Genomic DNA, 26,362 nt, shown 5'->3' with positions numbered 1-26,362 from the left:
TCAAATGCACTCGAATTCGTCCGTCAGCGGTCAGCCGTCACTGGCTGACGCGTCCCCGCCTCGGCGGGTTGCAACGGAAACATTTCCGTCGGGTCCAGGAGATCAGCCAGAGTGACATCCTCCAGCGCCCGCCTCACGGCGAGATTCACCCTGTTCCAGTTCCCGCTTATTGGGCAGGAGTTACTGACCTCGCACTGGCCGTCGCTGTCATCCACGCAAGCCGTCAGCGCGATCGGGCCGTCAATGGCCTGCACAATATCCGCGACAGTCACCTGCTCCGCCGTCCGGTCCACTGAATAACCACCGTTCGCCCCGCGATGCGAGGTTACGAGCCCCACGCCGGCAAGGATCTTCAGCAGCTTCGAGACAGTCGGAAGCGGTATCGCCGTTGTTTCGGACAGTGCCGCAGCAGTCCGTACACGACCGGGGTCCCGGGCCATCTGACCCAGCACCACAACCGCATAGTCTGTCATCTTGTTCAGTTTCAGCATCGCACCGTCCATAAAGCGGACTAAATTCGTACCGATTAATTAACCCGGCTGGCGGGGAAATCAACACGAAACTCTGAAACCGGTGATTTTTTTTGAAAGATTCTAAATCCGGACCGGCACTGAGACCGGGGATACATTAGGGAAGACCCCGGCGAGGAAATGTCGCAAGATGCCGACCACTTGCCGCCGGGCATCTCCAGCCAGCGATATGATCTGCATCAAATCCCCAAAGAAGCCCTCCCATGTCCACGACGAACCAGCCTTCTCAGCCCCTGCTCGCGGTCCTCTGGATGATGGGCGCTCTTGCCTCTTTCACCTCGATGGCCGTGGCTGCGCGCGAGCTGACCCAGGAAATTTCGGTTTTCCAGGTAACCTTCATGCGTACGGCGATCTGTCTCGCCCTGCTCAGCCCCTATGCCTGGAAGCTCGGACTTGCCGGTCTGAAAACGCCCCGAATCAAGGAGCATCTCGGCCGCAACATCATTCATTTCGGTGGCCAGATCGGCTGGATCTTCGGGGTCAGCGTGCTGCCTCTCGCTGCTGTCTTTTCGCTTGAATTCAGCTCGCCTATCTGGACCGCAATCCTGGCCGCCATTTTCCTGAAAGAGCGTCTGACGCGGGCCCGCGTCGCTTCAGTAACCCTCGGCTTCGCCGGCATTCTGGTCATCCTGCGCCCCGGCTCCGAACTGTTGCAGCCAGCCTCTTTCGCCGTGATCGGCGCCGCAATCTGCTTCGCGAGCACCTATGTTTTCACCCGGGGCCTCGCTTCCACCGAAAGCGCTTTCAAGATCATTTTCTACATGAACCTGATTCAGCTTCCGATGGGGCTGGTGCCATCGATCCCGCTTTGGATTACGCCATCTGTGGATCTATTGCCGTTTGTCGCCGTACTCGGCATCTGCGGTATCAGCTCTCACTATTGCATCGCCAGAGCCATGGCTCATGCCGATGCCACGATCGTCAGCCCGCTGGATTTCCTGCGCCTGCCACTGATCGCGGTTATAGGGTTCAGCTTCTATCAGGAGCCCTGGAACCCCTTTGTCTTGATCGGCGGGGCGATCATATTCTCCGGCAACCTCCTCAATATTTGGGCCGAGCAAAAGACACACAAACGCACGGTGTAATTTGACCTGCTGTTCTCTGGTAGATTTAAAGGAGCCAGATCACTTCATTTCCTTCTAATCTGGAAACGTCTTTATTGATCATCAATTTCCCAATAAAATAGTTGGAAAATCGAAAAGGGTAATCGCGCCGAATGCCTCGCAAGAAGACCTTGGAGATCCTGACACTCAGGGAGGGATCGTGGGCTATCGAAAGCGCCGCTGACGATCTTGAGACTGCGCAGAAAGCTGCGCTGCAGTTTCTCGGCAAGCCCGGCGTCATGGGCGTGCGCGTGCTCAAGGAGTCCGCCGGCGATATCGGCACCCCCGCTCCAGGCGATATTCTGTTTGAGAAATTGCGTTCCACGGGTGGCGCCGACCGTATCGCTATCGGTGAACCCAGCAGCTTGGCACCGGTATGCGAGGATATAGAAGACCTGTTCCACGGAGGCGGGCGTAATTCGATAAACCGGCTGTTCCGGGCCTATCTCGACAAGAATATCGTCACCGCAACCGAGGTCATGCACAACGCCCGCGAAATGAAACGGGTCATGGATTTCGAGAGCATGCTGCCCTCGGCGATCTCAAAGATCGCGCAGATCCAGTCCCGCAGCGAAGAAGGCCCCACGATGGGCGAGCGCCGGGATACGCTCTTCGGTTTTGCCGAACGACTCAACAATCGAGCCAAGCAGGCCGAAAGCCTCGATCTCCCATCGCTTGCGAACGTCGAAATCAATGAAGCGATCCATCAGATCAACAAGAAATCTAACGGTGAGGCTCCCGGCTATCTGTTCCGGGTCGCCGCCAGCCGGGAACTTATCAATGTCCGGAACTGGTGGGGCAAATTCGCGATGTCCGTCGACTGGGCCGGTGCCTGCAAGTCCGATCCGGCGCTTGCCAATCTTGACTGGTTCATCAGCGATGCGCTGAGCAATGCGTCGGTCCTGCAGGATCTGCTCGGCGATCAGGATAGCCTTGCGGACGCGCTGATCTCCCTGATCGAGATTGCCGATGGCGTCCGTTCAATCGATACGGAGAAGGCCCAGGACGCGACCACGACCGAGGCAACCGCCGCCAAGATCAACGGCCTGTTCAAAGACTCCAAACTGCCGGAATCCAAACTCGCCGTTATGGAGCGGGTATGCCGCCAATTGCAGGGCAGCGGCTCGCTCACCAAGGATGGCGCCGAGGAGCCGAAAGTCTTCCGGGAAATGCTGCAGAAGCTGATCCCGGGAACAGAACTGACAGGTGGCCCGGAGATGGCCGAAGCCATCACTCATCGGCAGTCCCATATCATCAACAAGGGCGGTGAAGGCGGCCTGAAGGCGGCGACAGCCAGCGTCCTGCCCGCACTCCGCGACCCGGGCCGCAAGGCGGGCTATCTGCTTTCCCTGATAGAGAGCGATCTCGGCAAGGACCTGTTGAAGGAAGAGATCGAGCAGCATCTGAACGGCTTGTTCATGACCCCCGGCTCCGTCCACCAGATCGTGCGTGCCGGTGCCCCGAACAAGAAGATGGAAAAGATCACCTCCATCTTTTACCGGATTCAGAAATCAAACCTGCCCGATTCACGCAAGGCGCAACTGACGCAACATCTGGACGAATTGCTCGCAAGCTATGTGGTCGACGGGAAGATCCTCGACCGGTTGGACGATCCGAATAAGCCCCTGCATATTCGAGCCTTCATGCTGGTCAGCATGTGCCAGCCGGAAATGCTCCCCAACGGCAAGGCCTCAAAACTCGCGCGGGAAATCATCGTCAAACATCTGCGCCGCCCGAATTTCGAAACCGAGCTGGTCGCGCAGGTTCCGGACGAAGCGAAGAAAGAAAAGATCCTGCGGGACTTCCATGTGCAACTGCACCGAAGCGGTTTCTTCAACTAGTCGTCACTTCTGTTGAGGAATTCGTGGAGCTGCTGCTCCCCGATATCGCACTCATAGGGCTTTGCACTTCCCCCCATTTGCACAGGCACGGCCAGGACAGGTCTTTCAGGTGTCAGCCCGGCAACCTCCAGGATCATCTTTCGCCTGACGGCGGCGGCAAAGGACCGAATCCCCTTGGCGACGATAACGAAAGCACCGCTGCCGCCAATCACGCATTCCTCATAGTAAACGTCCAGATCGACCAGCTTCGGAAATCCGTAAGGTGATGGTCGCTCATTGAGGATCGGAAGCGCGTTGATAGTGATGCCATTGGCAATTGCCAGATCGCGCGCCTCGTCGACCTTGGCGCCGGTGTTGTTAGGCCCGTCGCCCGAGATATCGATCACCTGCCGCTCAGCGAAAAACCTTGGATCACGGAACCAGTCGGTGGCGAATTTGAGCATGTTTCCGATAGAGGTGCGCCGCCCTGCCATGTGCGGCCGGACGTTGAGATCCTCAGCCACGGCATAGGCAGCTTCATGGCTGTCGATCAGGCTCCAGTCGACGACAACCCGCTGATGATCGCCGCCGGCCCATTCGACGTAGCTGAGAGCGATCCTGCCGGTCTGGCCGGACAGGATTGTGTTGATGACGGTCTCGTCCTTCAGCGCCTTCACATAGCCGTCGCGCTGAAGGTCGGATTCCCAAAAATCGATGGAGCCCGAAACGTCAACGGCCAGCAAAAGCTTCAGATCGACGAGTTGGGGCGGGTTTTGCGCGAAAGACGATACTGGTGACAGAACAGCCGAGAGCAGCGCCCCGCACATAATCCTACGCCAACCACCGACAAGACCTGAGAGCGGCATATCAGACGACCTCCGCCTGTATTAGCGCGCACATCCCGCCCCGGAGGCAAGCCTATGATGCGAAGAAGTCCCTCAAGAGCGCGTTATAGGCCTCCGCTACTTCGAGGTAAGGCGCATGTCCGGCACCGTCGAGCCGGACGTGGCGTCCGGCCGGATAGAGCGCGGCCAGATCTTCCGACTGGCGCCCGGAAACTACCTTGTCACCCGCGCCGGAGAGCAGCAGGACCGGGCACTTGATGCTGGGTGCAATCGGCCTCGTGTCCGCGTGGTGCAGCATGGTTGCGCAGGTGCGCAACCCGGGCGCGGTAACCCCGCCGGCGATCTCCTGAACCTGGGCACGGATGTCGCCTGGCGTACCGTCGGCAACCATCATGCCAGAGCGGGCGGCCGCATATTTCGCACTGCCTTCCGTTTCCAGCGTGGCAATCCGTGTCGCATAGCTGCCGGAAATTGGCTCGCTCGCCGGGGCCGCACTGCCCGAATGTGTGCAGGAAAGCACCATATGCTGCACCCTATCACCCGCCTCAGCGGCAGCCGCCTGAGCCACCACCCCACCCATGGAATGACCGATCACGGAGAATTTCTCGACTCCAAGATGATCGAGCAGCGCCAGAGCCAAAACCGCGAATGCAGTCTGGTCCGGACCGACCACCATGGTCTGACCGTAGCCCGGCGCATCCCAGCCGATGATATGGAACGCATCGGACAAGTCCGCATACTGGGCTTTCCACGTCCGCGAATTACCGCCCAGACCGTGCAGAGCCAGGACCACCGGCTTGCCCTCTCCAGCTCCTGCTTCTCGGTAGGACACGCGCCCGGCCGGCGATTCAACGAGTCTGACTTCAGGTTCCATAGTCATGGATCAGTCCTCCGATTAACCGCGGGCGGATGCATGGTACTCGGGATTGGGCATCAGATGCACGGCGCTCGCGACCCGGTTCGACATGTTGAAAAACCCGGCGACATTGGCGATGTCCCAGATATCGCGGTCGGAAAAGCCGGCATCGCGCAGGGATTGACGGTCCGCTTCGGCCATGTCGTAGGGCGCGCGCGTCAGCTTCTCGACGAAGGCAACCATCGCCCGCTCGCGCGCATCGAGATCGGCATAACGGTGGTTGAACACGAGGCCTTCACCCAGCTCCGGGCGTCCGGACAGGTCCCGCACCGCCGCACCGTGGGCCACCAAGCAGTAATAGCAATGGTTCACCGAAGAGACGACGACCGCGATCATCTCCCGCTCCAGCTTGCTCAGGCCGGACGGGCCAAGCATCAGCGTGTTGTACAGCGTGGTGAAACCGCGCAGGTGCGTGTCGTCAAAGCTGTAGGCCTTGATCACGTTCGGCACCATCCCGAGCTTTTCCAGGCAGAGTTCCCAGTATTTCCGGGTTTCGTCGGACAGCTCCTCGATATTCGGTACCGGCAGCCCGACTTCCAGGGCATGCACTTTTTCTTCAGACACGTCTTTCCTCCAGGTTAGTCCGCGCCATCCAGCGCCGCCAGTTCGCCGACGGTCACCGGTTTGATGGGTGGACGGATACGGTAGTAACCGATTGCATCAGGCTCCTTGCCATGCGCGTCGGCCAGAATCTCAGTCACGGTCAGGCCGCACATCCGCCCTTGGCACGGCCCCATGCCCGCACGCAGGAAGGCTTTCGCCTGGTTCGGACCGGGCGCCCCGTCGGCAACGGCGCCACGTACTGCGCGCGCGCTGACTTCCTCGCACCGGCAGACAAGGACATCGCCATCAAGCTTGCCGATCCAGTCTGGCGGTGGGTACATCGCGTCGAGCAGCGGCCGCACTGCCATTTGCGCCCGCAGATTATCGCGCGCTTTGACGATCTCGATATCGCCTGACGGCCGGTTCACCGCACCGAGCTCTTCAGCGATCTCCAGCGCCGCAATGCGCCCCGTATTCTCCGCCGCCGGCGCTCCACCAATACCGCCGCCATCACCGGCGACGAAAACACCCGGCACGCTGGTCTCCCCGCGGTCGCTCAGCATAGGATGAAAGCATCGTTGGGCCGCGTTCCAGCGATGCTCGCACCCGATCAGGCGGGTCAGCTGCGGGTTCGGCACCACACCCTCATGCAGAAGCAGGGTGGTCGCTTCGATTTCGACGGTCTGGCCATCGCTCGTGCATCTCACCCGCTCGACAGAGTCGGCTCCAAGCGCTTCGAGGTTACGCACATGGCGGTAGACCGGTATCCCGGACGACGCCAGCGCCTGCATCAACCGGCGGCCCTTCAGCAATGTGCGCCAGCCTAACAAGGCCTTCGGCAGATGGGGCAAGCCGCGCGTCATGGCCCCCGCAGGGGTTGTGTCAAGCACGGCGGAAATCGGTATCCCGGCAGCGTGGCACTGCACCGCGAACAGCAACAGAAGCGGCCCGGACCCGGCCAGAACCAGTGGCGCCTCCGGATAAAGGCCGGAGGATTTCAGCATGGTCTGCGCGGCCCCGATGCTCATCACACCCGGCAGCGTCCACCCCGGAATAGGCACCGGCCGTTCCATGGCGCCGGTCGCGAGCAGAACGGATCGCGCCTGCACCTGGCGGGTCACTCCGTCCCATGCAACAAGGGCCGTCTTGTCGCCCGTCTCCGGGTTATCGAGATGCCACACCATGGCTGACGGCCAGTAATTGGCTCCGGACGCGCGAAACCGTTCGGCCCTTGCAGCGCCGGCAGCATAGTCCGGGCCGAGAAACACGAGGTTGTCCGGCCGCTCCGACACATTGCATTCGATCGCACGCCAGATTTGCCCGCCCGGCTCCGGCTGCTCGTCAATCAGCAAAACCGACAGTCCCGTTTCCCGAGCCGTCGCCGCGGCCTCCATGCCGGCGGGACCGGCACCGATAATGGCAAGATCGATGCGTGTCATTGCCCGCCCTCGTCAGCAAGATCTTCTGGCAATCCCGGCGCGCCTTGCTGACGGCGCACAGCCATGCCGTCACGCACCTCGACCAGACAGCCCTGGCGGTTCGCCACGCCGTCGATCTCGATCAGGCACTCGAAGCAGACACCCATCATGCAGTAGGGCGCCCGCGCCGTGCCGGATTTCGGCGTGGTCCGGGAATGTTCGATCCCGGCGCCCAGCAGGGCCGCCGCTACGCTGTCGCCGGAATTGGCCGTTAGGGCCTCGCCATCGAATGTGAAATGCACCGCACGGGCGCGCGGGTCAGGCAGCCGGCGAAACATTGAAACGCTCCGGAGAGAAGGCGGCGAACCGATCGTTGAAACCGCCATTGAGTATGGTTGGCGCAAGATCGAGCGCGTGCGCCGCCGCCAACGTGACGCCGCTGTGGCAAGAGATGCTGAAGGCGCCAGGCGCCGTCTCGGACTCGCGATAGATCGGGAAACCGTCCGGCGCCATCACCCGGAGTGCGCTCCAAGTCCGCACCACGCGGACATTTTTCAGGATCGGGAAATACCGGACGACGTTCCGCGCAATCTCACCCAGCTTGGCCGGATTGATCGAGGTGTCGTAGCCCGCATCCTCATGGCTGTTGCCGAAATTGATGGTGCCGTCAGCGGTCTGTCGGGCATTGACCAACAGCATCGGCATGACAGGCTGCATCCGCTCGGTGATCAGGATATGACCCCGGTTTGGGTTCACCGGGATGTCCAGGCCGACCATCGGGGCGAGCCATTTATTGGCAATACCGGCGGCGATCACCAGCTTGCCCGCCCGGAATTCTCCGGCCTCGGTCTCGGCCCGGAAGCCGTCGCCGTCCCTGGCGATCGAAAGGGTCTTTGCCCCACTGACATAACGCACGCCGAGTTGCCGGGCAGCAGCATGCAGGCTGTGCAGCAGGTAGAGCGGATTGACGTGCCCATCATGCGGACTAAAGCTGGCGCCGGTTACTTCCGGGCCAACCAGCGGCATGATCTTGCGCACCTCGTCCGCATCGATCATGCGGCGATCGTTCTCGCCGACGCCGGGCTGGTTATGCATCCGGCGGATCTCGTCCTCGTTCTCCCGATAAGCATCCTCACCGAGGCAAAGTTCAAGACCGCCTTCCTGCTTCAGTTCGATATCCCGGCCATTATGCTCCAGCATGCCGTCTGCGAAGCCTTGGTAGAGATCCTTCGAGCGGCGGGTCCAGCTGGCATAATCCGGCATGCCGTCGCCCTTGCCCTGCACCCAGACCAACCCGAAATTCCCGCGCGAGGCCCGGAAGGCCACGTCGCCCTCATCGAGGATCGTGACCGTCGCACCCTCGCGGGCAAGCCCGTAGGCAACGGCGGAGCCGACCAGCCCGCCACCGACAACGATGACATCGGAACTGCCCGCCATCTCGGGTCAGTCGAGCAGAGTTTCGAGATCGGCTTGCACCGCCTTGTCGAAGCCGATCACGCGGATCTCGCCAAGATCGATGACCGGACGTTTGACCAGCGAGGATTGGCTGGCCAGCAGCGCCGGCGCACTGTCGGCATTGACGCTTTCCTGAATGGCCGGGTCGAGCTTGCGCCAAGTCGTGCCGCGCTTGTTCACTACCTTCTCGACACCAAGCTCCGCGATCCATTCCGCCGCCCGCTCCTGCGTCAGGCCACCCTTCTTGAAGTCATGAAAATTGTAGGAGACACCGCGCGCATCCAGCCATTTCCGGGCCTTCTTCACCGTGTCGCAATTGGCGATACCGTAGACCGTGATTGTCACGTTTCAGTTCCTTTCCATGCGGGGTGGCAGATCGTCCACCACCGCCAGCAGCACATCGACCAGACTGCGGCCGAGAATCTTGGAGCGCTCGCCGTCCCAACCATGCACCGGATCGGGCTGATTGTCCGCATCCTTGAACGGCATCTCCAACGTCATGGACAGTGCGCCCAGCCGGTTCGCGATATGGCCGGTTGAAGTTGTGAGGTTACCTTTGCCCGGCGCAGCCTTCGGATAGCCGTGCACGGTCTGGAAATCCGGGTTCATCGCCGCATAGGTTTGCTGGAAACGATCCAGCATGGCGACATGCGCGTCGGTGATCCCGGGCACGCCATAGCTTCCGGCGATGAAATTATACGGGATCGCTTCGTCCCCGTGCACATCGAAGGAGAGATCGACGCCGAGCCGTTCCATCGCCTGCAGAACGGCCAGCACTTCCGGGCTTTTCTCAGCACTCGGGGACGCCCATTCGCGATTGAGGTTCACGCCCAGCGCATTGGTCCGCAGATTGCCGCGCCGCGTGCCGTCCGGGTTCATATTTGGCACGGCGTAGATCACCGCCTTATCCAGCAGCGCCCGGCTGGTGCCGTCAGCAGGATCGAGCAGCCGTTCGATGAACCCTTCCATGTACCATTCGGCCATGGGCTCGCCCGGATGCTGGCGGCCGAAAACCCAGAGCGCCTTCCGACCGTCCGCAGCTTCGCCGATGGTCAGCATATCGATGGTCTGCCCGTCATGCGTCTCGCCGAGCACCTCGGCAGCGCAGCGCTCGGACTGCTGGGCGGCGGCGATCAGATCCTCGTGCCGCTCCATCGAATAGGGTACGAAATAGGCGTACCAGACATAGTCCGCCTCCGGCACGTGCCGGATGGTCAGCTCTGAGCCGTCATAGGATGTCGGCACCCGGAACCAGGTATCCCGGTCGTAAGACGCGCAGGCCCGGTAATTCTCCCAGCCCTTCGGATAGCTCGACCCGCCGGCATTCAGGATGCGCATTTTCACTCCGCGCCCGGCTGCACCGGCAAGGCGGAAATGGAACCACTGGTAAAAGTCGGACCCGGTATCCGCGGGAATCCGGAGCTGGATGTCGTTCGGATCGTCGGCGGAGATGACTTCTATATTGCCGCTGTCGAACGCTGCGTCGATACGGAGCATGGGATCTCCCGAAGAAATGAGATGTGGAGGGTAATAGTGCGGCAAGCGTTTGGAAAGACGGATCGGAGAGACTGATTTGTGCAGCGCAGGAACGAAAGGGAATGGGGTCCGCGTGTAAAAAGCTGCTCACCGCGCCCCTTACATCGTCATCACGGCGAAAGCGGGGAAGAAGACCTCTCCCCCGCACATCAGCGCTTGCGGACAAACTCCGTCCTGAGCACCAGCCCCTTGATCCCTTCGTACTTGCAGTCGATTTCCTCGAGATTGTCCGTCAACCGGATCGACTTGATGACCGTACCCTGCTTCAAGGTCTGCCCGGCGCCCTTCACTTTCAGGTCCTTGACCAACGCGACCGAATCTCCGTCAGCGAGCACATTGCCCGCCGCGTCGCGCACTTCGTTCGCTGCGGCCTCCTCCGCCGCAACCTCGGAGGCGGGGCGCCATTCGCCGGTCGCTTCGTCATAGACGTATTCGTCATCCTGGTCGGACATGGTGGTCTCTTTCGGGAACGGAAATAACGCGGTTCCTTATACGCGCCTGCTCTGTCGATTCAACACTGTCACCACCGTCCCGCCACCCCACGATCATCATCCCGGCCAGAGTACCGGGACCCAGACGATCATAGGATCGCGCCTCCGACTCTAGGGCCCCGCTTGCGCGGGAATGACGATTAGGGAAAGAAGATAGAGAGGTCCCTGGAAATCCGCTGAAATCACCCTACGGCTTCATCAGCAGATATCCGCCCGCCGCGACGAAGAAAGCCCCCGCCAGCGTCTTAGCCTGATCCCGGTAAGCGAACCCGTTCGCCGTCACAGCCAGCCGATGCGCCGACAGGGCATAGACCACCTTTACCCCGCCAACGGAGACCGCCGTGATGGCGGAGAGCAACGCGATATCCACTCCGGACAAAGCCCCGAGATGGACGAAAGTCGGCAGCAGGCTGGCATAGAAGAAGATCGCCTTGATATCGCCGAGAGTGAGCAGCAGGCCGGCCGCGAAACTCCCGACCAGACCGGCGCGCGTGCTCCTGGGCACAGGCGCACTTTCGTCGGGGGACGCTTTTGCACGCTGCCGCAGGATCAGCCCCACACCGAACCAGATCAGATAGAGCCCGGCCGCATATTTGATCAGGACGAACAGCGCGCCGAGTTGGCTCGCCAGCGCGGCCATGCTCAGGATCGCCATCGTCATGAAAATCAGGTCGCCCGCCACGATCCCGGCGGCAACGGCCATGCCGTGCCGAACCCCGGACAAGGCAGAGCGGGCAACCACCAGCGCGACGCTGGAGCTCGGCAATGCCGCCATCGCTGCAAGGACGAAAAACAGCGTAAGGGCACCGACCAGGCTCATGGACTCACTCAACTCTCGGGCTCACTCGGGCGATCCTGAAATTTTCCGTCCGGATTCCGGCGGATCGGACGGCCCGGGGGCAACGTCCCGAATTGACCGATCTCGCGACGACGGCAGGCTCGGATAGTCGATCACCGTGATGAGCTGATCGACCTTTCTGCCGCCGCATCCGACGGGAACCGTGATCGACTCGAATGCAACCCACGCATTGTTTAACGCCCAGATCATCGAGCCCTTCCTGAAGGTCGGGACCCCGCGCTCTCTCGTCTCCCGATATCGCGCCAACATCGCCTCGGCCCCGATCTTGTATGCGGATTTGGACACATATTTGCGGCTCAGATCCCGGCCGACCGCGCTTGCGATCTCGGTCCCGACAATACGATGAAAGAAATCCCGGCCGCCATCGATCACTTCAACGATCTGCACATGGCCGATCCATGGGAGCAGGCTTTCCGGCGTGAAATGCACCCGGTCCGGCACGGGAGCACCGTCGCAGCAATCCCCCCAAAACCGCCTGAAGGACAGCACGAGCGGGCTGGTAATTTCCTGTTCCGTGACGATATCCGACTTCGCCATATCAGCTCCGCTGCCCAATCTTGCGGGAGCTGCCGTTTCCGGAACGCGGCCCACTATTTCCGAAGCAGGTTTGCAACAATCAGCCGACCATAATGACGTGAAATGAAAAATCTATAATTCTACGATAGCGTTTTCCCGTTGCTCTGCAAACCTAGGTATGTAGAGCGTCTGGCAGTGGGAGCGTCCGGCCATCATCATCGGCAGTTTTCAGTCGCTCAGGAACAAGGTCGATCTGGAAGCCGCGGAAAGGTTCGGCGTACAGGTCGTGCGGCGCGGCACCGCGGCGGCTCGATGTTCGTCGAGCCGGGCTCGGCCATCACCTATTCGCTCTATGCGCCGGGCGAGCTTGTCGGCGCATGGATTTCGCCGCCTCCTACGTCTTTCTCGACGCCTGGGTGCTGCAAGGGCTGAAGGGATAATCAGCGAAGAGAAAATGGCCGTGGCGGCAACACTCGCGACGGAGAAATTCGAAACCGTGGAATGGCTCCACCTCGTCCCGTGACCGACGACACAAGCCGCATCCCCTACATCACCCAATCCGTCATTCCGGCCGGAGAGCCGGACCCCAGGCGATCACAGAACGGCACGTGCCAATTCTGGGTCCCGCATCAAGTGCGGGATGACGAATTAGGGGAGATCGTCACTGTCGGTGCGACGCCGGATCACAACGCCTCGCTAAGAGAAGTTGTGATCCGAAACACCGCGCCTTCGGAATTCGCCCGAGAGCGCCTTAATCCCGATGGCGCCTTAGTAATGCGCCGACTGGGTATCCTGCGGCTTCTGCAGAGGCGGGGCGAATTTGGTCAGGTTGATCCCCTCGACCGCCGCCTTGTACTCATCGATGTTCGGTGTTCTTCCGAGGATCGCGGAGAGCACGACGACCGGAGTCGAGGCGAGCAGAGATTCGCCCTTCTTCTCCTTGGAATCCTCAACCACCCGACCCTCAAAGAGGCGCGTGGACGTGGCCAGAACCGTATCCCCTTTTGCCGCCTTTTCCTGGTTGCCCATGCAGAGGTTGCAGCCCGGCCGCTCGAGATAAAGGATGTTCTCGTAGTCGGTGCGGGCCGTGGTCTTCGGGGCATTGTCGTCGAATTCAAAGCCGGAATATTTCTGCAGGACTTCCCAGTCCCCCTCGACCTTCAACTCGTCGATGATGTTGTAGGTTGGGGCGGCGACGACCAGCGGGGCTTTGAACTTCACTTCGCCGCTCTGCTTTTCCAGATTGCGCAGCATCTGGGCGACGATCTTCACATCGCCCTTATGCACCATGCAGGAACCGACAAAGCCGAGATCGACCTTTTTCTCTGCCTTGTAGTAGGAGATGGGCCTGATTGTGTCGTGGGTATATCGCTTGGACACATCGATATTGTTCACATCGGGGTCGGCAATCATCGGCTCATCGATCTGGTCCAGGTCGACGACGACTTCGGCGAAATACTTGGCATTATCGTCCGGAGCAAGGGCAGGTTTCTCGCCGGATTTGATCTCCGCAATGCGCTGATCTGCCTTGTCGATCAGGCCTTTCAGGACCTGGGCATCATTATCCATGCCCTTGTCGATCATGATCTGGATGCGGCTCTTGGCGATACCGAGGGACTCGATCAGGGTATCATCCTGGGAAATACAGATGGATGCTTTTGCCTTCATCTCGGCGGTCCAGTCCGTGAACGTGAAGGCCTGGTCGGCCAGCAGCGTTCCGATATGGACCTCGATGATCCGTCCCTGGAAGACGTTATCGCCGAACTTTTCCAGCATTTGCGTCTGCGTTGCATGGACCACGTCACGGAAATCCATGTGATCCTTCATGGTTCCCTTGAAGGTGACCTTCACGGATTCAGGGATCGGCATGGTCGCTTCGCCTGTCGCCAGAGCAAGCGCGACAGTTCCGGAGTCAGCGCCGAACGCAACGCCCTTGGACATCCTGGTGTGAGAGTCGCCACCAATGATGATTGCCCAGTCGTCGATCGTAATGTCATTCAGCACCTTGTGAATGACGTCGGTCATGGAGTGATAGACGCCCTTCGGATCGCGCGCCGTGATCAGGCCGAACTTGTGCATGAACGCCATCAGCCTAGGGGTATTCTCCTGCGCCTTGAAATCCCACACAGAAGCCGTATGGCAGCCGGACTGATAGGCACCGTCCAGGGTCGGCGAAATGACTGTCGCAGCCATCGCCTCCAGCTCCTGGGAGGTCATCAGGCCGGTCGTGTCCTGGGAGCCGACGATATTCACCTTCACCCGAACATCGGAGCCGGCATGCAACACGGTGCCAGGAGTGACGCCCACGGCATTTCTGTTGAAGATCTTCTCGACGGCCGTGAGGCCCTGACCCGGGTGGGAGACTTCCTTGGAGGGAGCGAAGGCGGATTTCAGCTCGATCCCGAGAGTCTCGCACGCGAGGGTCTGCAGTTTCTTGCCGAAGACGACCGCGTAGGAGCCGCCAGCCTTCATGAACTCCATTTTCTGCGGCGAGAAGGATGACGACACATCGACAAGCTCTTCGTCGCCCTCTTCGTTATAGAGTTTATGGTCTTTCGTATCGATCTTGAGAACGGTCCCCGTCTCGACGGAGTATTTCTGCTCCAGAATCGGGTTACCATCGTTGTTCAAAATCGGCTTGCCGCTGGAATCCAGCTTTTTGACCCAGTTCTTCAGGTCGATCCCGACACCGCCGGTAACGCCCACAGTCGTCAGGAAAATCGGCGAGATACCATTCGTGCCGGCGACAATCGGGGCATAATTCACAAACGGGACATAAGGGCTGGCTGGTTTGCCGGTCCACAAGGCAACGTTATTGACCCCCGACATCCGGGAGGACCCCACTCCCATTGTCCCCTTCTCGGCGATCAGCATCACTCTCTTGTCAGGGTGCTGCTTTTGCAGTTCCTGGATTTCTCCCTGAGCCTTCTCGGAGATCATGCACTTTCCATGCAGCTCCCGATCCGATCTGGAGTGTGCCTGGTTGCCGGGAGACAGCAGATCGGTGGAGATATCGCCTTCTGCGGCGATGTAGGTAACGACCTTGATCTCTTCGTCAATGTCCGGAAGCTTGGTGAAGAATTCCGCGTCCGAATAGCTGACAAGGATATCCTTGGCGACTGCATTCCCGGCTGCGTACGCCTCCTTCAGGCGATCGGTATCCGCGTCGTAAAGCAAAACCTGTGTTTTCAGGACTTCCGCGGCTGAGTGCGCGATAGCTTCATCATCGCCCAGAGCCAGATCGAGCAGGACCTCAACCGAGGGACCGCCCTTCATATGGGACAAAAGTTCAAAAGCGAAGGTCGGCGAAATCTCTTCGACGACCGCTTCACCAAGAATGATCTCTTTTAAAAATTTCGCCTTTTCGCCGGCGGCACTCGTCGTTCCAGGCAGAGTATTGTAAACAAAGAACTTAATGGAATCTTCCCGGTACTCGTTACCGGTATCTTTTATTTGCGCTATGAGCTCTTTTACAAGTGCCCCATCCTCAATAGGCTTGGGGTGCAAATTCTGGGTTTTCCGAGTTTCAATCTCAGCCAAGTAATCTGTGTACAAGCTCATGATGGTCCCGACGCATTTGTGTTTGATGTAATTTGAACGCCGGGCAGCAAAAGCTTCTGGCGATCCGGCGCAAAGCTTACTGGTCGCATGATTAATTCAGCGCAGATTGGCTTGCAAGGTGTTTCTGACTGGTTAACAAGGCGGGAGAATTGCAGTGAATCCGCCGTCGAGAGCAGCGTGCTGGTGGCTTCATTCGTCCATAGGGTCAGCGTTATGGAAACCGCCCCGCCGCTCGACTAATCAGACCTCACCGAAGATGAAGCCAATCGCAGGATATCGGCCCCACTCGCACCCGGCGCCGGATAAACCAGAGCGAAAAAACTCCGGCACGTCCCGACCTCGTCAAATATCACGATACGGTCCGCGTGTTCCGCCACGCGACCGTGGACAAGTTCGACAGCGAGTAATTGCTCCGCCTCACTCCATAACCGGCGCAGGCAAGCAACACCGCCCTCCCCTCTTTTCGTCATCCTGGCCGGAGAGCCGGGACTCAGACGATTATAGGACCGCGCGTGCCATTCGTGGGTTCCGCATCAAGTGCGGGGCGATGGGGTATTAAAGTAGTGTGTCCCCTTAATTATGCCCTAGCGCTCTTCGCCCCCAAGCCGACTGGCAGTCGCCGCACCCGCCATCTCCTACATCGTCATCCCGGCCGGAGAGCCGGGACCCAGACGATCATAGATCGGTGCGCGCCATCCCAGGATTCCGCATCAAGCGCGGGATGACGGTTTGAGAGACCCGACAATTAAGTCGTCTGTCCCCTTAACCTGCAAATTAAGTAGCGTGTCCCCTTAATTCTGTGTCCCCTTAATTCGGGAGTCCGATACGGGGACACACCACTCAATCCAACCGGTCCGGCTGATTAAACGGCGTGTCTCCTTTATTGAAGAGGTTGGGCTAATTAAGTAGCGCGTCCCCGCAATTGCGTCGCAATTGGTGTCCCGGCAATTGAGCACTCAATTGAGGTCTGCGTCCCAGGAATTCCCTATGGTCAGTTTTCGCACTTTCCTTGTGAAAAACACGCTTTCATCCAGTCCAACGCATCCTGAGCAATTTCCGCCAACTCCGGATCGGTTCTATTCGCCGCAATATCCGAAGAAATTCTAGGATCGAAAAGCATTCTCAGAAGGAGAACTTCCGGTCCGCCCAGATAGTGCTTAAACGGCAATGAGAGAAGGCTCACGTTTTTGAATGTTCTGTTGCTTGAAAGAAAAAAACCATCAAATGTGAGTATTTTTGTGCAGTCCAAGAAATTTTTCCGGTTCAGCTCGCCAAAATACATGACCGCAACTTCACTCAAAACCTCACTCCCTCCTGACGACATCAAAAATGCGCAACTATCTCCAAATTTAACGTCCTCTGGCATTTCGATATTCATTTTCTTCATTAAATTCATAAATCGATGGAAGTTATTTTCTCCCGAAAACACATAATTTATGTCTCCATCACCCTCAGTGTTCTCAATTACGAGCTCTGGTCCTCGAACACCTTTGTAGGGACTGCCAATTACAAAACTAAAATCCTCAATATAGGACCTTATAATCGAACCGCGCTCACTTTCCGACGATGACCGCGGAGAGAACTTAACGACAATTCTATTTTTACTTAATTTTGCAATTTTGTGTTTTTTAACAAAATCGGAAAACTCTGCGCCGTTGTTTGTTTGATGCCGGAACATTTTAACAATATTTCCCATCTCAACATTCTCAAGATCGTCGAGATAGGAGCTGGCAGGCGCCCCGAGGAATTCACGCTCAGACGCGGCAACACTGGAATGATAAAAAAATACAAATACTAATAATATAAACGACATAACAGACTTCAAAATCACAAACTCTCTCCTTCAGATCGTTCTATTGAACAGAGACCTTCAGCCTCCGTGAATATCCACTCGTGCTCAAACAATATTGTCCGCTCGTCCGGATTGTAGTTCATAATTTAGCACCAGCTCATCCCCCGTCTTCCCGCGTATCCCCCAGTTCGCCATTGGCGTCTCGAAGATCGTGATCTCCACGTCCTCAACCGGGATACCCAGCTCCGCAGGCACCCGCTGCATGATCCCATGCAGCAGCGCCTTCTTCGTCTCCGGCGACCTGCCCTCGAACATGGAGATCTCGATCACCGTATAGGCGGCGCTGCGGTCTGCCGGGCGGATGAAATCCTCCGGCTCCAGCGGGATGAACCGGTGGAAGCGTTTGTCGTCGGGGAGTTTCAGGAATTCTGTGCTGCAGCCATGCAGGATGTCGGACAGCGCCGCGCGGTGGCGGGCGAGATGCGCGCGTTCGCCGTAGATCTTATATTGGGCCATTGTCAGCTCCGGGGGCTGGCTCCGGGTATCCGTTCCGGGGGATTACTTCTCGTCTGAATCCGGCAGCCGGGACTCGACGCTTTCGCGCGCGGCCTTCGCGGCGGCATCGGACGCCCGGCCCTGCCGCCTGACGCGCCATGAGGTGTAGATATACATCACCCCGCCGAAGACCAGGCCATAGACAACGGCCCGGTAGACGTCCTCGCCGGTAAGTTCCGTATTCGGGCCGAGCCAACCCTGATACTGGGCGCCGATCATCACCAGGGTCAGCACGACGCCGTTGAAGACGCCGCGCCAGAGCGGCCGCTCCAGGATGAAGGGTTTGCGTTCTTGGCCTTCGGTCTCTGGGGTCCCGGTATCGTTCTCGCCGCTCATGGCGTTTCCTCGCGTCTCTTAATTCGGGGTTTTGATATCCAGCCCCAATTGTGCACGGCGGCGCAGCCAGACGCTAGGCCGATACCGGTCGTCGCCGCTGACGGCATGCATTGCCGCCATGATGACGAAGGCCCGTTCGACGCCGAGATCGGCGATAATCTCCAGCGGGCCCAGCGGATAGTTGAGGCCGAGCTTCATGGCGAGGTCGATGGAATCCGGATCGGCGATCTGGATCTGGGCCATCTCGCAGCCGAGATTTCCGACCATGCCGCGGATGCGCTGGCCGATGAAACCGGCCGAATCCGCAATCGCGGTGACCTTGCGGCCGTTCTTCTGCAACGCCGCCGAAACCGCGTTCAGCGCATCGGCTGACGCCCCCGGCGCGGACATGATGGTGACCCGCTTGGAGGTATCGCCGGTCACGTCGATGGCGACAAGGCGGGTGTGGTCGATGCCCATGCGGCTGGCGAAGGTGCTGCAATCCTCACCGAACAAAGCCGCGACGATGGGCGAGCTGCCGTCATCCGTGGCGTCCAGCGTGACACCTGCCAGCAGATCGTCCAGCTCCGGCGCCTCGGCCGCGCAATAGACCTGCACCGCAGGCGCGGCCGTGGTTTCGTGATCCGGGCTCGGCGCGTCGATCTCCTGGCCCTTTTCGTCATAGCGGAAATGGCCGATGCCGGTCTTCCGGCCGAACCGGCCCGCATCGAACAGCGCCTTGTGCAGCGGTACGGTGCGCAGGCGCGGGTCGTAGCTGTATTGCTCGTGCACGATCATCGAGACGGGGTAATTCACGTCGATCCCGGTCAGATCCATGAGCTGGAACGGGCCCATCCGGAAATGCCCGCAATCGCGCATCACCGCATCGACCTGCGCCGGGGTGGCGACGCCTTCATGCACCACGGCAAGGCCCTCGGTGGTGAAGGCGCGGCCGCCGAAATTGACGAGGAAGCCCGGCGCGTCCTTCACCTTGACCGGGGTGCGGCCCATACGCTCGCCGAGCGCACAGAGACCGTCCATCACCCATTCCTCGGTCGCGGGACCACGGATCACCTCGACGAGGCGCATCAGCGGGACGGGATTGAAGAAGTGGAAACCGGCAACCCGCTCCGGGTTCTTGCAGACCCGAGCGATGGAGCCGATCGGCAGCGAGGAGGTGTTGGAGGTCAACAGGCAGTCGTCGCTGACATGGCTTTCCAGCTCGGAGAATACCTGCTGTTTCACTTCAAGATTCTCGAAGATCGCCTCGACCACCGTGTGGCAGCCGGCGAAATCCGCGAGTCCGGAGGCGACACTGACCTTCGCCGCCATGTCGGCGACGGCATCCGCCGTCAGCTTGCCCTTCTCGACCAGCCGTTCCAGGCGTTTGATCACCTGCTCGCGCCCAGCGGCGGCGGAGCCGTCCTTGGCGTCGAACAGCACCACGTTCATGCCGCCCTGCAGGGAGACCTGGACGATCCCCTGCCCCATGGCGCCAGCGCCGATCACGCCGACGGTGAAATCGGCGCGCTTCGCATCGAATGCCATTTTGATCAGACCTTCTCGATGATGGTTGCCATGCCCTGGCCGACGCCGATGCACATGGTGCAAAGCGCGTATTTGCCGCCCTTGTCGTGCAGCTCCTCGGTCGCCGTCATCAGCAGACGGGCACCGCTGGCACCGAGCGGATGGCCGAGCGCGATGGCGCCGCCATTCGGGTTCACACGCGGATCGTCGTCTGCAATGCCGAGTTCGCGCAGCGAGGCCAGCACCTGGGCGGCGAAGGCTTCGTTCAGCTCCAGCACGGCAAGATCGTCGACCTTGAGGCCCGCACGCTCCAGCACCTTGCGGCTGGCCGGGATCGGGCCGACGCCCATGATGCGCGGCTCGACGCCTGCGGCGGCACCGGTGACGATGCGGGCACGCGGGGTCAGGCCGTGCCGCTTGGCGGCTTCCTCGGAGCAGACGATCATGGCGGCGGCGCCGTCATTCACGCCGCTGGCGTTACCGGCCGTGACGGACCCACCTTCCTTGCGGAACGGGGTGCCGAGCTTGGCCAGCGCCTCTGCCGTGGTGGAGGGGCGCGGATGCTCGTCCGTGTCCACGATGGTTACTGCGCCCTTGCGCCCCTTGATCTCAACCGAAGCAATCTCGCGGGCGAGACGGCCATTCTCGATCGCGGCACCGGCGCGCTGCTGGGAGCGGAGCGCGAAGGCGTCCTGATCGTCACGGCTGATCTGGAACTGCTGGGCCACGTTCTCTGCCGTCTCCGGCATGGAATCGGTGCCGTATTGCTTTTCCATCTTCGGATTGACGAAGCGCCAGCCGATGGTGGTGTCATAGATCTCGGCATTGCGGTCGAAGGCGCTGGTCGCCTTGCCCATGACGAACGGCGCGCGGGACATGCTCTCGACGCCGCCGGCAATGAAGAAGTCGCCCTCGCCGGAGCGGATGGCGCGGGCGGCGGCATTCACAGCTTCCATGCCCGAGGCACAGAGCCGGTTCACCGTGGCGCCTGGAATTTCCGACGAGAGCCCCGCCAACAGCAGCCCCATGCGGGCAACGTTGCGGTTGTCTTCGCCTGCCTGATTGACGCAACCGTAATAGACATCGTCCACGTCGTTCCAGTCGACCGAGCCGTTCCGCGCCATCAGCTGCTGGATCGGATGCGCCGCGAGATCGTCCGCGCGCACGGCAGAAAGGCTGCCGCCGTAACGGCCGATAGGTGTGCGGATTGCGTCGCAGATGAAGGCTTCGGTCATGATGGCGGCTCCCAAATCGATTTTTTGCGAAACTGAATTTCGCAGCTTATTGTCGGTGCAGTATGCACAGCCTAATATCCCGGTCAATTTCCACTCGGGAAGCATAATCTTGCCAATCGCGCGGCTCAGCGCGGCAGTCAATCAAAGGGGGAAGTATCCGTGTCCGTCGTCATTCTCGATCATCCGCGCGACCGCGAAGAGAACGATCACATCGCCGTGGTCCGTATCAACCGTCCGGACGCGCTGAACGCGCTCAATCTGGAAGTCCGTCAGGAGCTTGCCCGGGTCTTCCGGGAGCTGACCGAGGACGACGATGTGCTCGCCGTGGTGCTGACCGGCGACGAGAAGGCGTTTGCCGCCGGTGCGGACCTGAAGGACATGGCGGACCGGACCACGGTCGAGATGTTCCACCGCAAGACGGAACGGCTCTGGCAGAACATCGCCGACTATCCGAAACCGGTGATCGCCGCGATCAACGGCTACGCGCTCGGCGGCGGGCTGGAACTGGCTATGCATTCCGACATGATCGTGATCGGCGAGACGGCCCAGGTCGGCCAGCCGGAAGTCCGCGTCGGCATCATGCCGGGTGCCGGCGGCACCCAGCGCCTGACCCGCGCCGTCGGCAAGTTCCAGGCCATGCGGCTCTGTCTCACCGGCCGGCCCATCGACGGCAAGGAAGCCTTCGCCATCGGCATCGCCAGCCAGGTCGTGCCGGACGCCGAGGTGTACGAGACCGCCTACAAGATGGCGAAGGACATCACCCGGATGCCGCCGATTGCCGTGCAGCAGATCAAGTCGGCCATCATTCGCGGGCAGGATGCGTCGCTGGAAACCGGCATGGCGCTGGAGCGGGCCATGTTCCAGGGCCTGTTTGCCACCGCCGATCAGAGCGAGGGCATGCATGCCTTCATCGAAAAGCGGCGCCCCGACTTCAAGGGCGAGTAACACTCATTCAGGAGCGGCGGGCGGCGGTACCGGGAGGTTAGGTGCCGCCATCCGCCGATCCCCACGCCACCCCAAGAAGATCCTTGAGGCGCGCGCCCTCGATCATATCCGCTCCGATGGCATTCCCCAACTCACGATAGGCCTCGAACTGCGCCGGGTCGAAGAACTGGTCCGATGTCGGCTCATGGGGGAAAGCAGGGTGATCCGCCTTATATCCCCGGGTTTCCAGACTGAGGCCATCGATCATGGTCGCTTTCACATAGATCAGAATGCCGGTCTCCTTGCCGGCCCCGGCTTCGACTTCCGGATAAGTAACCGTGCCGATGATATAGCCGTGGTCGGCCCGTTTCGCATCGACCGGAAAGCCCGTTGGATGCTTCGGGACGAGACTGGAGAGACGATTGCGCCAATGGCCGTAGCCATCGTCGTCCCTTGAAGCCGCCTTGCCGGTCTGCGCCTCATAGGTCTCCCGGCTCCAGAAGGGGCGGCCGAAATTGATCTCCACGCCGAAATCCTGACTTACCCGCCGGACCGTATTCTGGACATCTCCGAAGCCGAATGCCGGGTCGGCACCCGCATCGGAAATCAGGATCAGTTTGCAGCGGCGGCGGACGAGCTCGTAGATCGCCAGGTTTTCGAAATGCCCACCGTCACTGAGCTGGAACCATTTTCCATGCCGGTCAAACGCCGAGGGGCTGAGTTCCACCTTCATATTGTCAAAATGGTTTGGCTTTCCGGCAAGCGGTGCCAGCGTGTCATATGCCGCATTCCGCACCGTGTAGCCCAGCCGGATATTCAACAGATTCATCAGCCAGGAAACCGCCCGGTTCCGCGTCTGGCCGGTTCCCGCCCAACCAGCGTTCGGGTGCGCGGCGGCCCCCGAGATCGTCATCGCGGTCGCAAGCGTCATGTCGCCGCCGGAGAAGTCCCCGGTCGGATGAAACCCACCCGCGTCCCCGCCGCAGTAAATCCGGGACATCACGAAATTGTCCCCACCACGACGACGGAAGAGCGCGTCATCCGAATCCACCAGAATTAGATTTGTATTCACGAGATGGTAATTGGCAAAACTGCCCGGATCGCAGAGATCACACAGTTGCGCCTCGTTCGCTCCGGGTGCGGGCCTGACCTGATTGCCAGAGATCGCCGCCTGCATCGGCATGAAAGCCTCCATCAATCGGTCCCGGTAAAAACGATGAACGGATATGTAGTTCGTGTTGACCACATACCCCGTCAGCAAAGCCAGAACGACAAAGCAGGCAAAGACGAAATCGCCAGGCTGCTCCAAATCTCCTCCCTCACGGACAACGATGGCAATGCCGCACGTCAATATCAGGCCGCCTACGAGAAGCAGAACGGCAATGGCTGGCAGGAGTATGTCCTGAACAATCGGGTTCTCGGATTTCCGGGCCGCTGCAAGCCCCGATGCAATGCCGGTCAGCATCGTCCCGGCCCCCGCACTGCCAAAACTACCGATTGAGCCGAAAAAGAACGCAGCTGCATAAGGCAACACACCAACACCGATGAACAGCAAGCCGCACGGGAGGAAATACTTGCCTTTGACCTCGAACCAGCGTCGGCTCCGGTAGGAAAGGCGCACGAAGGCACCTTCGCCGCCAACGGCCGAAGCAAGCGAAAAGGCAATCGAAAGCACAGCGAAAACAAGCAGCAGCAGAATTCCGCCCATAGTCAGAACTTCATGCAGATTGAGGTATCCCGGATTAAGCAACTCCCGGATACGCGGAGGCCCGCTGTCGCTCGCGTCCAGATTCGTCACCAGGAAGAGAAGGTCCGTCCACCCATCCACATACCAGCCAAGCTGCAAGATAACGAACAGAAGCGTGAAGAGAGGAACCCAGACCAGCAGGTTGAGCAAGATACCCCGAACAACAACCGCAAGACCGGAAAGAATGGAAATATCCTTGTTCGGCGCCAGATATTCGGCGTGCTCCCGGAGATAGCGGAGCATACCTTTCCAGTGCCTTGAATCGGAACGGTCCTTTGGTTTCGCGGTACCGAAGGGAAAATCGTCACGGTCCAGTCCGTAGTGCTCTCCTCCCTTTTCTCTGAATTTGTCACTCAGTAGCCAGGTCAGGGACGAGCCGATGTAGCCGCCTCCGGATACCGTGGAGAGGTAATCGAAATGTTTCAGGAGATTTTTCCGCGCCAGTGCCTGCAGCAGGCCGAGAGCAAAAGTTGCGGAACGCACACCGCCTCCGGAAATACCGAGCCCCGTCCGGCTGCCTTCCAGGCCTGGAATTAAGTCGGCTGCATCATATTCCGGGGGCGTGGGCTCGCCAGGGCCGTCCGGCTGCCCATCGTTCCAGAAGTCTTGCCTGGAAAACTCCTCTGCCCCCGAAACGCCGCCGACCTCTTTGCGCCGCGTGTCGAGGTGATCATTCTCCAGACCGTAGATCTGGCTGTTGCGAAAGTCTTCGCCACGCATCTCGTCCTTCGTGCGCGACAGGATCGGATCGAAGCTTTTCCCTGAACTCATGGCACCCTCCATCAAGCATCGTCATGATGGAGGAGAATAAGTTAATATGCAACTTTTACGAGATTAACAACATACCCCGCCGAACGGTATTTATGTTTTTACGACGAGCTTTCCGAAATGCCCTGCGGCCCGCATGGCGTGGAAGGCATCCCGCGCATCCTCGAACGCAAACGTATCGCTGATCACCGGTTTCAGATCATGCTGTGAAATGGCGGCGTTCATATCCTCAAACACCCGCCGGGAACCAACATAAATGCCCTGCAGGCGGATCGATTTGCGCATGATGTTGACCGGATTGATCTCACCGCCCGTCAGAACACCGATCAGGCCGATGCTGCCGGCAACCCGCGTCGCTGCAATTGACCGCTCCAAAGTGCCCGCACCGCCAACCTCGACCGTATGATCGACACCGCGACCGTCCGTCAGTTCCAGAACCTTCTCCTGCCATTCTGGATGTGTCCGGTAGTTGATCACCTCGTCAGCACCCATCGCTTTCAGGCGTTGGATTTTCTCGTCACTGGAGGAGGTGCATATGGTTTTGACACCCATCAGCTTGCAGAACTGCAAGGCGAAGACCGAAACCCCGCCGGTACCAAGCAACAAAACCGTGTCACCCGCCTTGACGCCGCCGCGATGGACGAGGCTGACCCAGGCCGTCAGCGCAGCACAAGGCAGTGTCGATGCTTCCTCGTAGGAGAGATGTTCCGGCATGGCGACCAGACCGCCCTCGCCCAGCACGCGATACTCGGCCAGCATGCCATCAATGGTGCCGCCAAGTGCCCGCCCCATAATCTCCGGGGTGATGTCGCCATCGATCCAGCCCTGAAAGAAACAGCCGCAGACCTTGTCGCCAGCCTTCCAGCGGGTCACACCCGGGCCGACCTCGACCACGTCGCCAGCCCCGTCCGAGTTTGGAATGCGCGGGTAGGGAATGCCCCGGGGCACCGGTGCCTCGACGGTCGAGAGATCCCGGTAATTGATGGAGGAGGCCCGCACCCGGACCAGAACCTCGCCCGGTCCCGGCTTCGGGTCCGGACGATCATTCAGGGCAAGAGCGTCAACGCCGCCATCAGAGACGATTTCATAGGCTTTCATGGCAACAACCTCCGCTCGATATCAGAATCAGGATCAGGCGCCGAACCGGCCGCAATCGACCAGCAGGGTCTGACCGGTGACAGCACCGTTGGCACAGAAGAACAGCATGGTCTCGGCAACGTCCTCCGGCTCGACCATACGCCCAAGTAGGGAATTGGCGACCGATGTGTTCTTACGCTCTTCAGGCCAGCCATCCGTCCAGGGCGTCCGCACAAGGCCAGGCGCGACCGCGTTCACCCGTACTTCGGGAGACATTGCTTTCGCAAGGTTCTTCGTCAGGTTCATCAACCCGGCCTTCGATGCCGCATAGGCAATAGAGCTGCCAATGCCCCCGAAGGCCGCGATGGAGGCCGTGTTGACGATGCAGCCCCGGCTCTCAGTCAGCGCCGTGCGGGCGGCACGGGCACAACGGAACGGGCCGATCAGGTTGGTGTTGATGATGGTGGACCAGAACTCCTCCGTCATCGCATCCATATCCTCGAACGGGATCGGATCGAGCGAGACCGGCGTTCCGGCATTGTTGATCAGGATATCGAGGCCGCCGAGCGCCTCGATGGCATCCGCCACCATCCGGTCCGCGTCCTTCGGGTCCGCGACATTGCCCGGAATGGCATGCGCCTTGTTCCCGGCCTGATGAAACGCGGCGACGGTTTCCTTGCCGCGCGGATCGTCGGCCAGATGGTTCACGGCAACTTCCGCACCGCATTCCGCCAGCAGTCGGGCAGTGGCCCGCCCGATGCCGGACGCACCGCCGGTGACCAGCGCCTTCTTGCCGCTGAGATCAGCTTTCAACATGTCTTAATTCCAA

General features: G+C 59.9%; 24 protein-coding genes. 3 read left to right on the top strand and 21 right to left on the bottom strand.

Annotation, left to right across the window (positions count from 1 at the left end):
• Positions 1-23 precede the first annotated feature (23 nt).
• Positions 24-491, bottom strand: a complete 468-nt coding sequence (locus tag K328_RS22205; protein ID WP_036553357.1) for an SUF system Fe-S cluster assembly regulator — start codon at positions 489-491, stop codon at positions 24-26.
• 242 nt (positions 492-733) lie between these two features.
• On the opposite strand from K328_RS22205, the gene K328_RS0102190 reads away from it, so the two are divergent.
• Together K328_RS0102190 and K328_RS0102185 are read left to right on the top strand one after the other, a co-directional pair.
• On the top strand, positions 734-1,615 hold the full coding sequence (locus tag K328_RS0102190) for a DMT family transporter (protein ID WP_028464562.1): 882 nt from the start codon (positions 734-736) through the stop codon (positions 1,613-1,615).
• A 131-nt stretch (positions 1,616-1,746) separates the two neighbouring features.
• Positions 1,747-3,474, top strand: coding sequence for a hypothetical protein (locus K328_RS0102185; RefSeq protein WP_028464561.1), 1,728 nt, complete (start codon positions 1,747-1,749; stop codon positions 3,472-3,474).
• Here K328_RS0102185 and K328_RS22200 read toward each other — a convergent pair.
• The 17 genes from K328_RS22200 to pcaF all read right to left on the bottom strand — a co-directional run bounded on the left by K328_RS22200 (position 3,471) and on the right by pcaF (position 21,017).
• Positions 3,471-4,319 (bottom strand): DUF1194 domain-containing protein, encoded by an 849-nt coding sequence (locus tag K328_RS22200; protein WP_156901149.1) that lies wholly within the window; start codon positions 4,317-4,319, stop codon positions 3,471-3,473. The genes K328_RS0102185 and K328_RS22200 overlap by 4 nt on opposite strands.
• A 52-nt stretch (positions 4,320-4,371) precedes the next feature.
• Complete coding sequence (locus tag K328_RS0102175) at positions 4,372-5,178, bottom strand: alpha/beta fold hydrolase (RefSeq protein ID WP_028464560.1); 807 nt, start codon at positions 5,176-5,178, stop codon at positions 4,372-4,374.
• A 15-nt stretch (positions 5,179-5,193) separates the two neighbouring features.
• Positions 5,194-5,778: a peroxidase-related enzyme gene (locus K328_RS0102170; RefSeq protein WP_084608053.1), complete on the bottom strand. Its 585-nt coding sequence runs from the start codon at positions 5,776-5,778 to the stop codon at positions 5,194-5,196.
• A 14-nt stretch (positions 5,779-5,792) separates the two neighbouring features.
• Positions 5,793-7,196, bottom strand: coding sequence for an NAD(P)/FAD-dependent oxidoreductase (locus tag K328_RS0102165; protein WP_028464558.1), 1,404 nt, complete (start codon positions 7,194-7,196; stop codon positions 5,793-5,795).
• The gene (locus tag K328_RS0102160; RefSeq protein ID WP_036553057.1) at positions 7,193-7,513 is read right to left on the bottom strand and encodes a (2Fe-2S)-binding protein; all 321 of its coding nucleotides are present in this window, start codon (positions 7,511-7,513) and stop codon (positions 7,193-7,195) included. Before K328_RS0102160 ends, K328_RS0102165 begins: the two co-directional genes overlap by 4 nt.
• On the bottom strand, positions 7,494-8,612 hold the full coding sequence (locus K328_RS0102155) for an NAD(P)/FAD-dependent oxidoreductase (protein WP_028464556.1): 1,119 nt from the start codon (positions 8,610-8,612) through the stop codon (positions 7,494-7,496). The genes K328_RS0102160 and K328_RS0102155 overlap by 20 nt, the downstream gene beginning before the upstream one ends.
• Positions 8,613-8,618: 6 nt before the next feature.
• A complete protein-coding gene (locus tag K328_RS0102150) occupies positions 8,619-8,975 on the bottom strand; it encodes an arsenate reductase (protein ID WP_028464555.1) in 357 nt (118 codons plus the stop codon).
• Between the two features lie 3 nt (positions 8,976-8,978).
• Positions 8,979-10,127, bottom strand: coding sequence for a M14 family metallopeptidase (locus K328_RS0102145; RefSeq protein ID WP_028464554.1), 1,149 nt, complete (start codon positions 10,125-10,127; stop codon positions 8,979-8,981).
• Between the two features lie 188 nt (positions 10,128-10,315).
• On the bottom strand, positions 10,316-10,618 hold the full coding sequence (locus K328_RS0102140) for an alkylphosphonate utilization protein (protein WP_028464553.1): 303 nt from the start codon (positions 10,616-10,618) through the stop codon (positions 10,316-10,318).
• A gap of 226 nt (positions 10,619-10,844) precedes the next feature.
• The gene (locus K328_RS0102135) at positions 10,845-11,477 is read right to left on the bottom strand and encodes a LysE family translocator (RefSeq protein ID WP_028464552.1); all 633 of its coding nucleotides are present in this window, start codon (positions 11,475-11,477) and stop codon (positions 10,845-10,847) included.
• Positions 11,478-11,498: 21 nt separating this feature from the next.
• Positions 11,499-12,053, bottom strand: a complete 555-nt coding sequence (locus K328_RS0102130) for a PAS domain-containing protein (protein ID WP_028464551.1) — start codon at positions 12,051-12,053, stop codon at positions 11,499-11,501.
• A 747-nt stretch (positions 12,054-12,800) separates the two neighbouring features.
• Positions 12,801-15,593, bottom strand: coding sequence for a bifunctional aconitate hydratase 2/2-methylisocitrate dehydratase (locus tag K328_RS0102125; RefSeq protein WP_028464550.1), 2,793 nt, complete (start codon positions 15,591-15,593; stop codon positions 12,801-12,803).
• Between the two features lie 991 nt (positions 15,594-16,584).
• On the bottom strand, positions 16,585-17,424 hold the full coding sequence (locus K328_RS26555; RefSeq protein ID WP_156901148.1) for a hypothetical protein: 840 nt from the start codon (positions 17,422-17,424) through the stop codon (positions 16,585-16,587).
• A 66-nt stretch (positions 17,425-17,490) separates the two neighbouring features.
• Positions 17,491-17,901, bottom strand: coding sequence for a tautomerase family protein (locus K328_RS0102110; protein WP_028464548.1), 411 nt, complete (start codon positions 17,899-17,901; stop codon positions 17,491-17,493).
• A gap of 42 nt (positions 17,902-17,943) precedes the next feature.
• Complete coding sequence (locus tag K328_RS0102105) at positions 17,944-18,276, bottom strand: hypothetical protein (RefSeq protein ID WP_028464547.1); 333 nt, start codon at positions 18,274-18,276, stop codon at positions 17,944-17,946.
• 18 nt (positions 18,277-18,294) lie between these two features.
• Positions 18,295-19,803, bottom strand: coding sequence for a 3-hydroxyacyl-CoA dehydrogenase (locus K328_RS0102100; RefSeq protein ID WP_028464546.1), 1,509 nt, complete (start codon positions 19,801-19,803; stop codon positions 18,295-18,297).
• Positions 19,804-19,808: 5 nt separating this feature from the next.
• Complete coding sequence (gene pcaF, locus K328_RS0102095; RefSeq protein WP_028464545.1) at positions 19,809-21,017, bottom strand: 3-oxoadipyl-CoA thiolase; 1,209 nt, start codon at positions 21,015-21,017, stop codon at positions 19,809-19,811.
• Between the two features lie 159 nt (positions 21,018-21,176).
• Here pcaF and K328_RS0102090 point away from each other — a divergent pair, with 159 nt between their 5' ends.
• Complete coding sequence (locus tag K328_RS0102090) at positions 21,177-21,962, top strand: enoyl-CoA hydratase-related protein (protein ID WP_205620566.1); 786 nt, start codon at positions 21,177-21,179, stop codon at positions 21,960-21,962.
• 37 nt (positions 21,963-21,999) lie between these two features.
• On the opposite strand, the gene K328_RS0102085 is transcribed toward K328_RS0102090, so the two are convergent.
• The 3 genes from K328_RS0102085 to K328_RS0102075 all read right to left on the bottom strand — a co-directional run bounded on the left by K328_RS0102085 (position 22,000) and on the right by K328_RS0102075 (position 26,349).
• Positions 22,000-24,459 carry a patatin-like phospholipase family protein gene (locus tag K328_RS0102085; RefSeq protein WP_028464543.1) on the bottom strand — a complete coding sequence of 820 codons (2,460 nt, stop codon included), beginning with the start codon at positions 24,457-24,459 and terminating at the stop codon, positions 22,000-22,002.
• Positions 24,460-24,549: 90 nt separating this feature from the next.
• Positions 24,550-25,554, bottom strand: a complete 1,005-nt coding sequence (locus K328_RS0102080) for a zinc-dependent alcohol dehydrogenase family protein (protein ID WP_028464542.1) — start codon at positions 25,552-25,554, stop codon at positions 24,550-24,552.
• 33 nt (positions 25,555-25,587) lie between these two features.
• On the bottom strand, positions 25,588-26,349 hold the full coding sequence (locus tag K328_RS0102075; protein WP_028464541.1) for an SDR family NAD(P)-dependent oxidoreductase: 762 nt from the start codon (positions 26,347-26,349) through the stop codon (positions 25,588-25,590).
• Positions 26,350-26,362: the final 13 nt, after the last annotated feature.

The sequence above is a fragment of the Nisaea denitrificans DSM 18348 genome, assembly GCF_000426505.1.
GTDB classification, from domain to species: domain Bacteria; phylum Pseudomonadota; class Alphaproteobacteria; order Thalassobaculales; family Thalassobaculaceae; genus Nisaea; species Nisaea denitrificans.
This window is presented reverse-complemented; position numbering and strand designations above follow the sequence as displayed.

What these genes read in the sequence shown, in the direction of transcription:
- K328_RS22205 (WP_036553357.1), bottom strand. Translation starts at nt 491, where the DNA reads ATGCTGAAACTGAACAAGATGACAGACTATGCGGTTGTGGTGCTGGGT.
- K328_RS0102190 (WP_028464562.1), top strand. Translation starts at nt 734, where the DNA reads ATGTCCACGACGAACCAGCCTTCTCAGCCCCTGCTCGCGGTCCTCTGG.
- K328_RS0102185 (WP_028464561.1), top strand. Translation starts at nt 1,747, where the DNA reads ATGCCTCGCAAGAAGACCTTGGAGATCCTGACACTCAGGGAGGGATCG.
- K328_RS22200 (WP_156901149.1), bottom strand. Translation starts at nt 4,319, where the DNA reads ATGCCGCTCTCAGGTCTTGTCGGTGGTTGGCGTAGGATTATGTGCGGG.
- K328_RS0102175 (WP_028464560.1), bottom strand. Translation starts at nt 5,178, where the DNA reads ATGACTATGGAACCTGAAGTCAGACTCGTTGAATCGCCGGCCGGGCGC.
- K328_RS0102165 (WP_028464558.1), bottom strand. Translation starts at nt 7,196, where the DNA reads ATGACACGCATCGATCTTGCCATTATCGGTGCCGGTCCCGCCGGCATG.
- K328_RS0102160 (WP_036553057.1), bottom strand. Translation starts at nt 7,513, where the DNA reads ATGTTTCGCCGGCTGCCTGACCCGCGCGCCCGTGCGGTGCATTTCACA.
- K328_RS0102155 (WP_028464556.1), bottom strand. Translation starts at nt 8,612, where the DNA reads ATGGCGGGCAGTTCCGATGTCATCGTTGTCGGTGGCGGGCTGGTCGGC.
- K328_RS0102145 (WP_028464554.1), bottom strand. Translation starts at nt 10,127, where the DNA reads ATGCTCCGTATCGACGCAGCGTTCGACAGCGGCAATATAGAAGTCATC.
- K328_RS0102140 (WP_028464553.1), bottom strand. Translation starts at nt 10,618, where the DNA reads ATGTCCGACCAGGATGACGAATACGTCTATGACGAAGCGACCGGCGAA.
- K328_RS0102135 (WP_028464552.1), bottom strand. Translation starts at nt 11,477, where the DNA reads ATGAGCCTGGTCGGTGCCCTTACGCTGTTTTTCGTCCTTGCAGCGATG.
- K328_RS0102130 (WP_028464551.1), bottom strand. Translation starts at nt 12,053, where the DNA reads ATGGCGAAGTCGGATATCGTCACGGAACAGGAAATTACCAGCCCGCTC.
- K328_RS0102125 (WP_028464550.1), bottom strand. Translation starts at nt 15,593, where the DNA reads ATGAGCTTGTACACAGATTACTTGGCTGAGATTGAAACTCGGAAAACC.
- K328_RS0102110 (WP_028464548.1), bottom strand. Translation starts at nt 17,901, where the DNA reads ATGGCCCAATATAAGATCTACGGCGAACGCGCGCATCTCGCCCGCCAC.
- K328_RS0102105 (WP_028464547.1), bottom strand. Translation starts at nt 18,276, where the DNA reads ATGAGCGGCGAGAACGATACCGGGACCCCAGAGACCGAAGGCCAAGAA.
- K328_RS0102100 (WP_028464546.1), bottom strand. Translation starts at nt 19,803, where the DNA reads ATGGCATTCGATGCGAAGCGCGCCGATTTCACCGTCGGCGTGATCGGC.
- pcaF (WP_028464545.1), bottom strand. Translation starts at nt 21,017, where the DNA reads ATGACCGAAGCCTTCATCTGCGACGCAATCCGCACACCTATCGGCCGT.
- K328_RS0102085 (WP_028464543.1), bottom strand. Translation starts at nt 24,459, where the DNA reads ATGAGTTCAGGGAAAAGCTTCGATCCGATCCTGTCGCGCACGAAGGAC.
- K328_RS0102080 (WP_028464542.1), bottom strand. Translation starts at nt 25,554, where the DNA reads ATGAAAGCCTATGAAATCGTCTCTGATGGCGGCGTTGACGCTCTTGCC.
- K328_RS0102075 (WP_028464541.1), bottom strand. Translation starts at nt 26,349, where the DNA reads ATGTTGAAAGCTGATCTCAGCGGCAAGAAGGCGCTGGTCACCGGCGGT.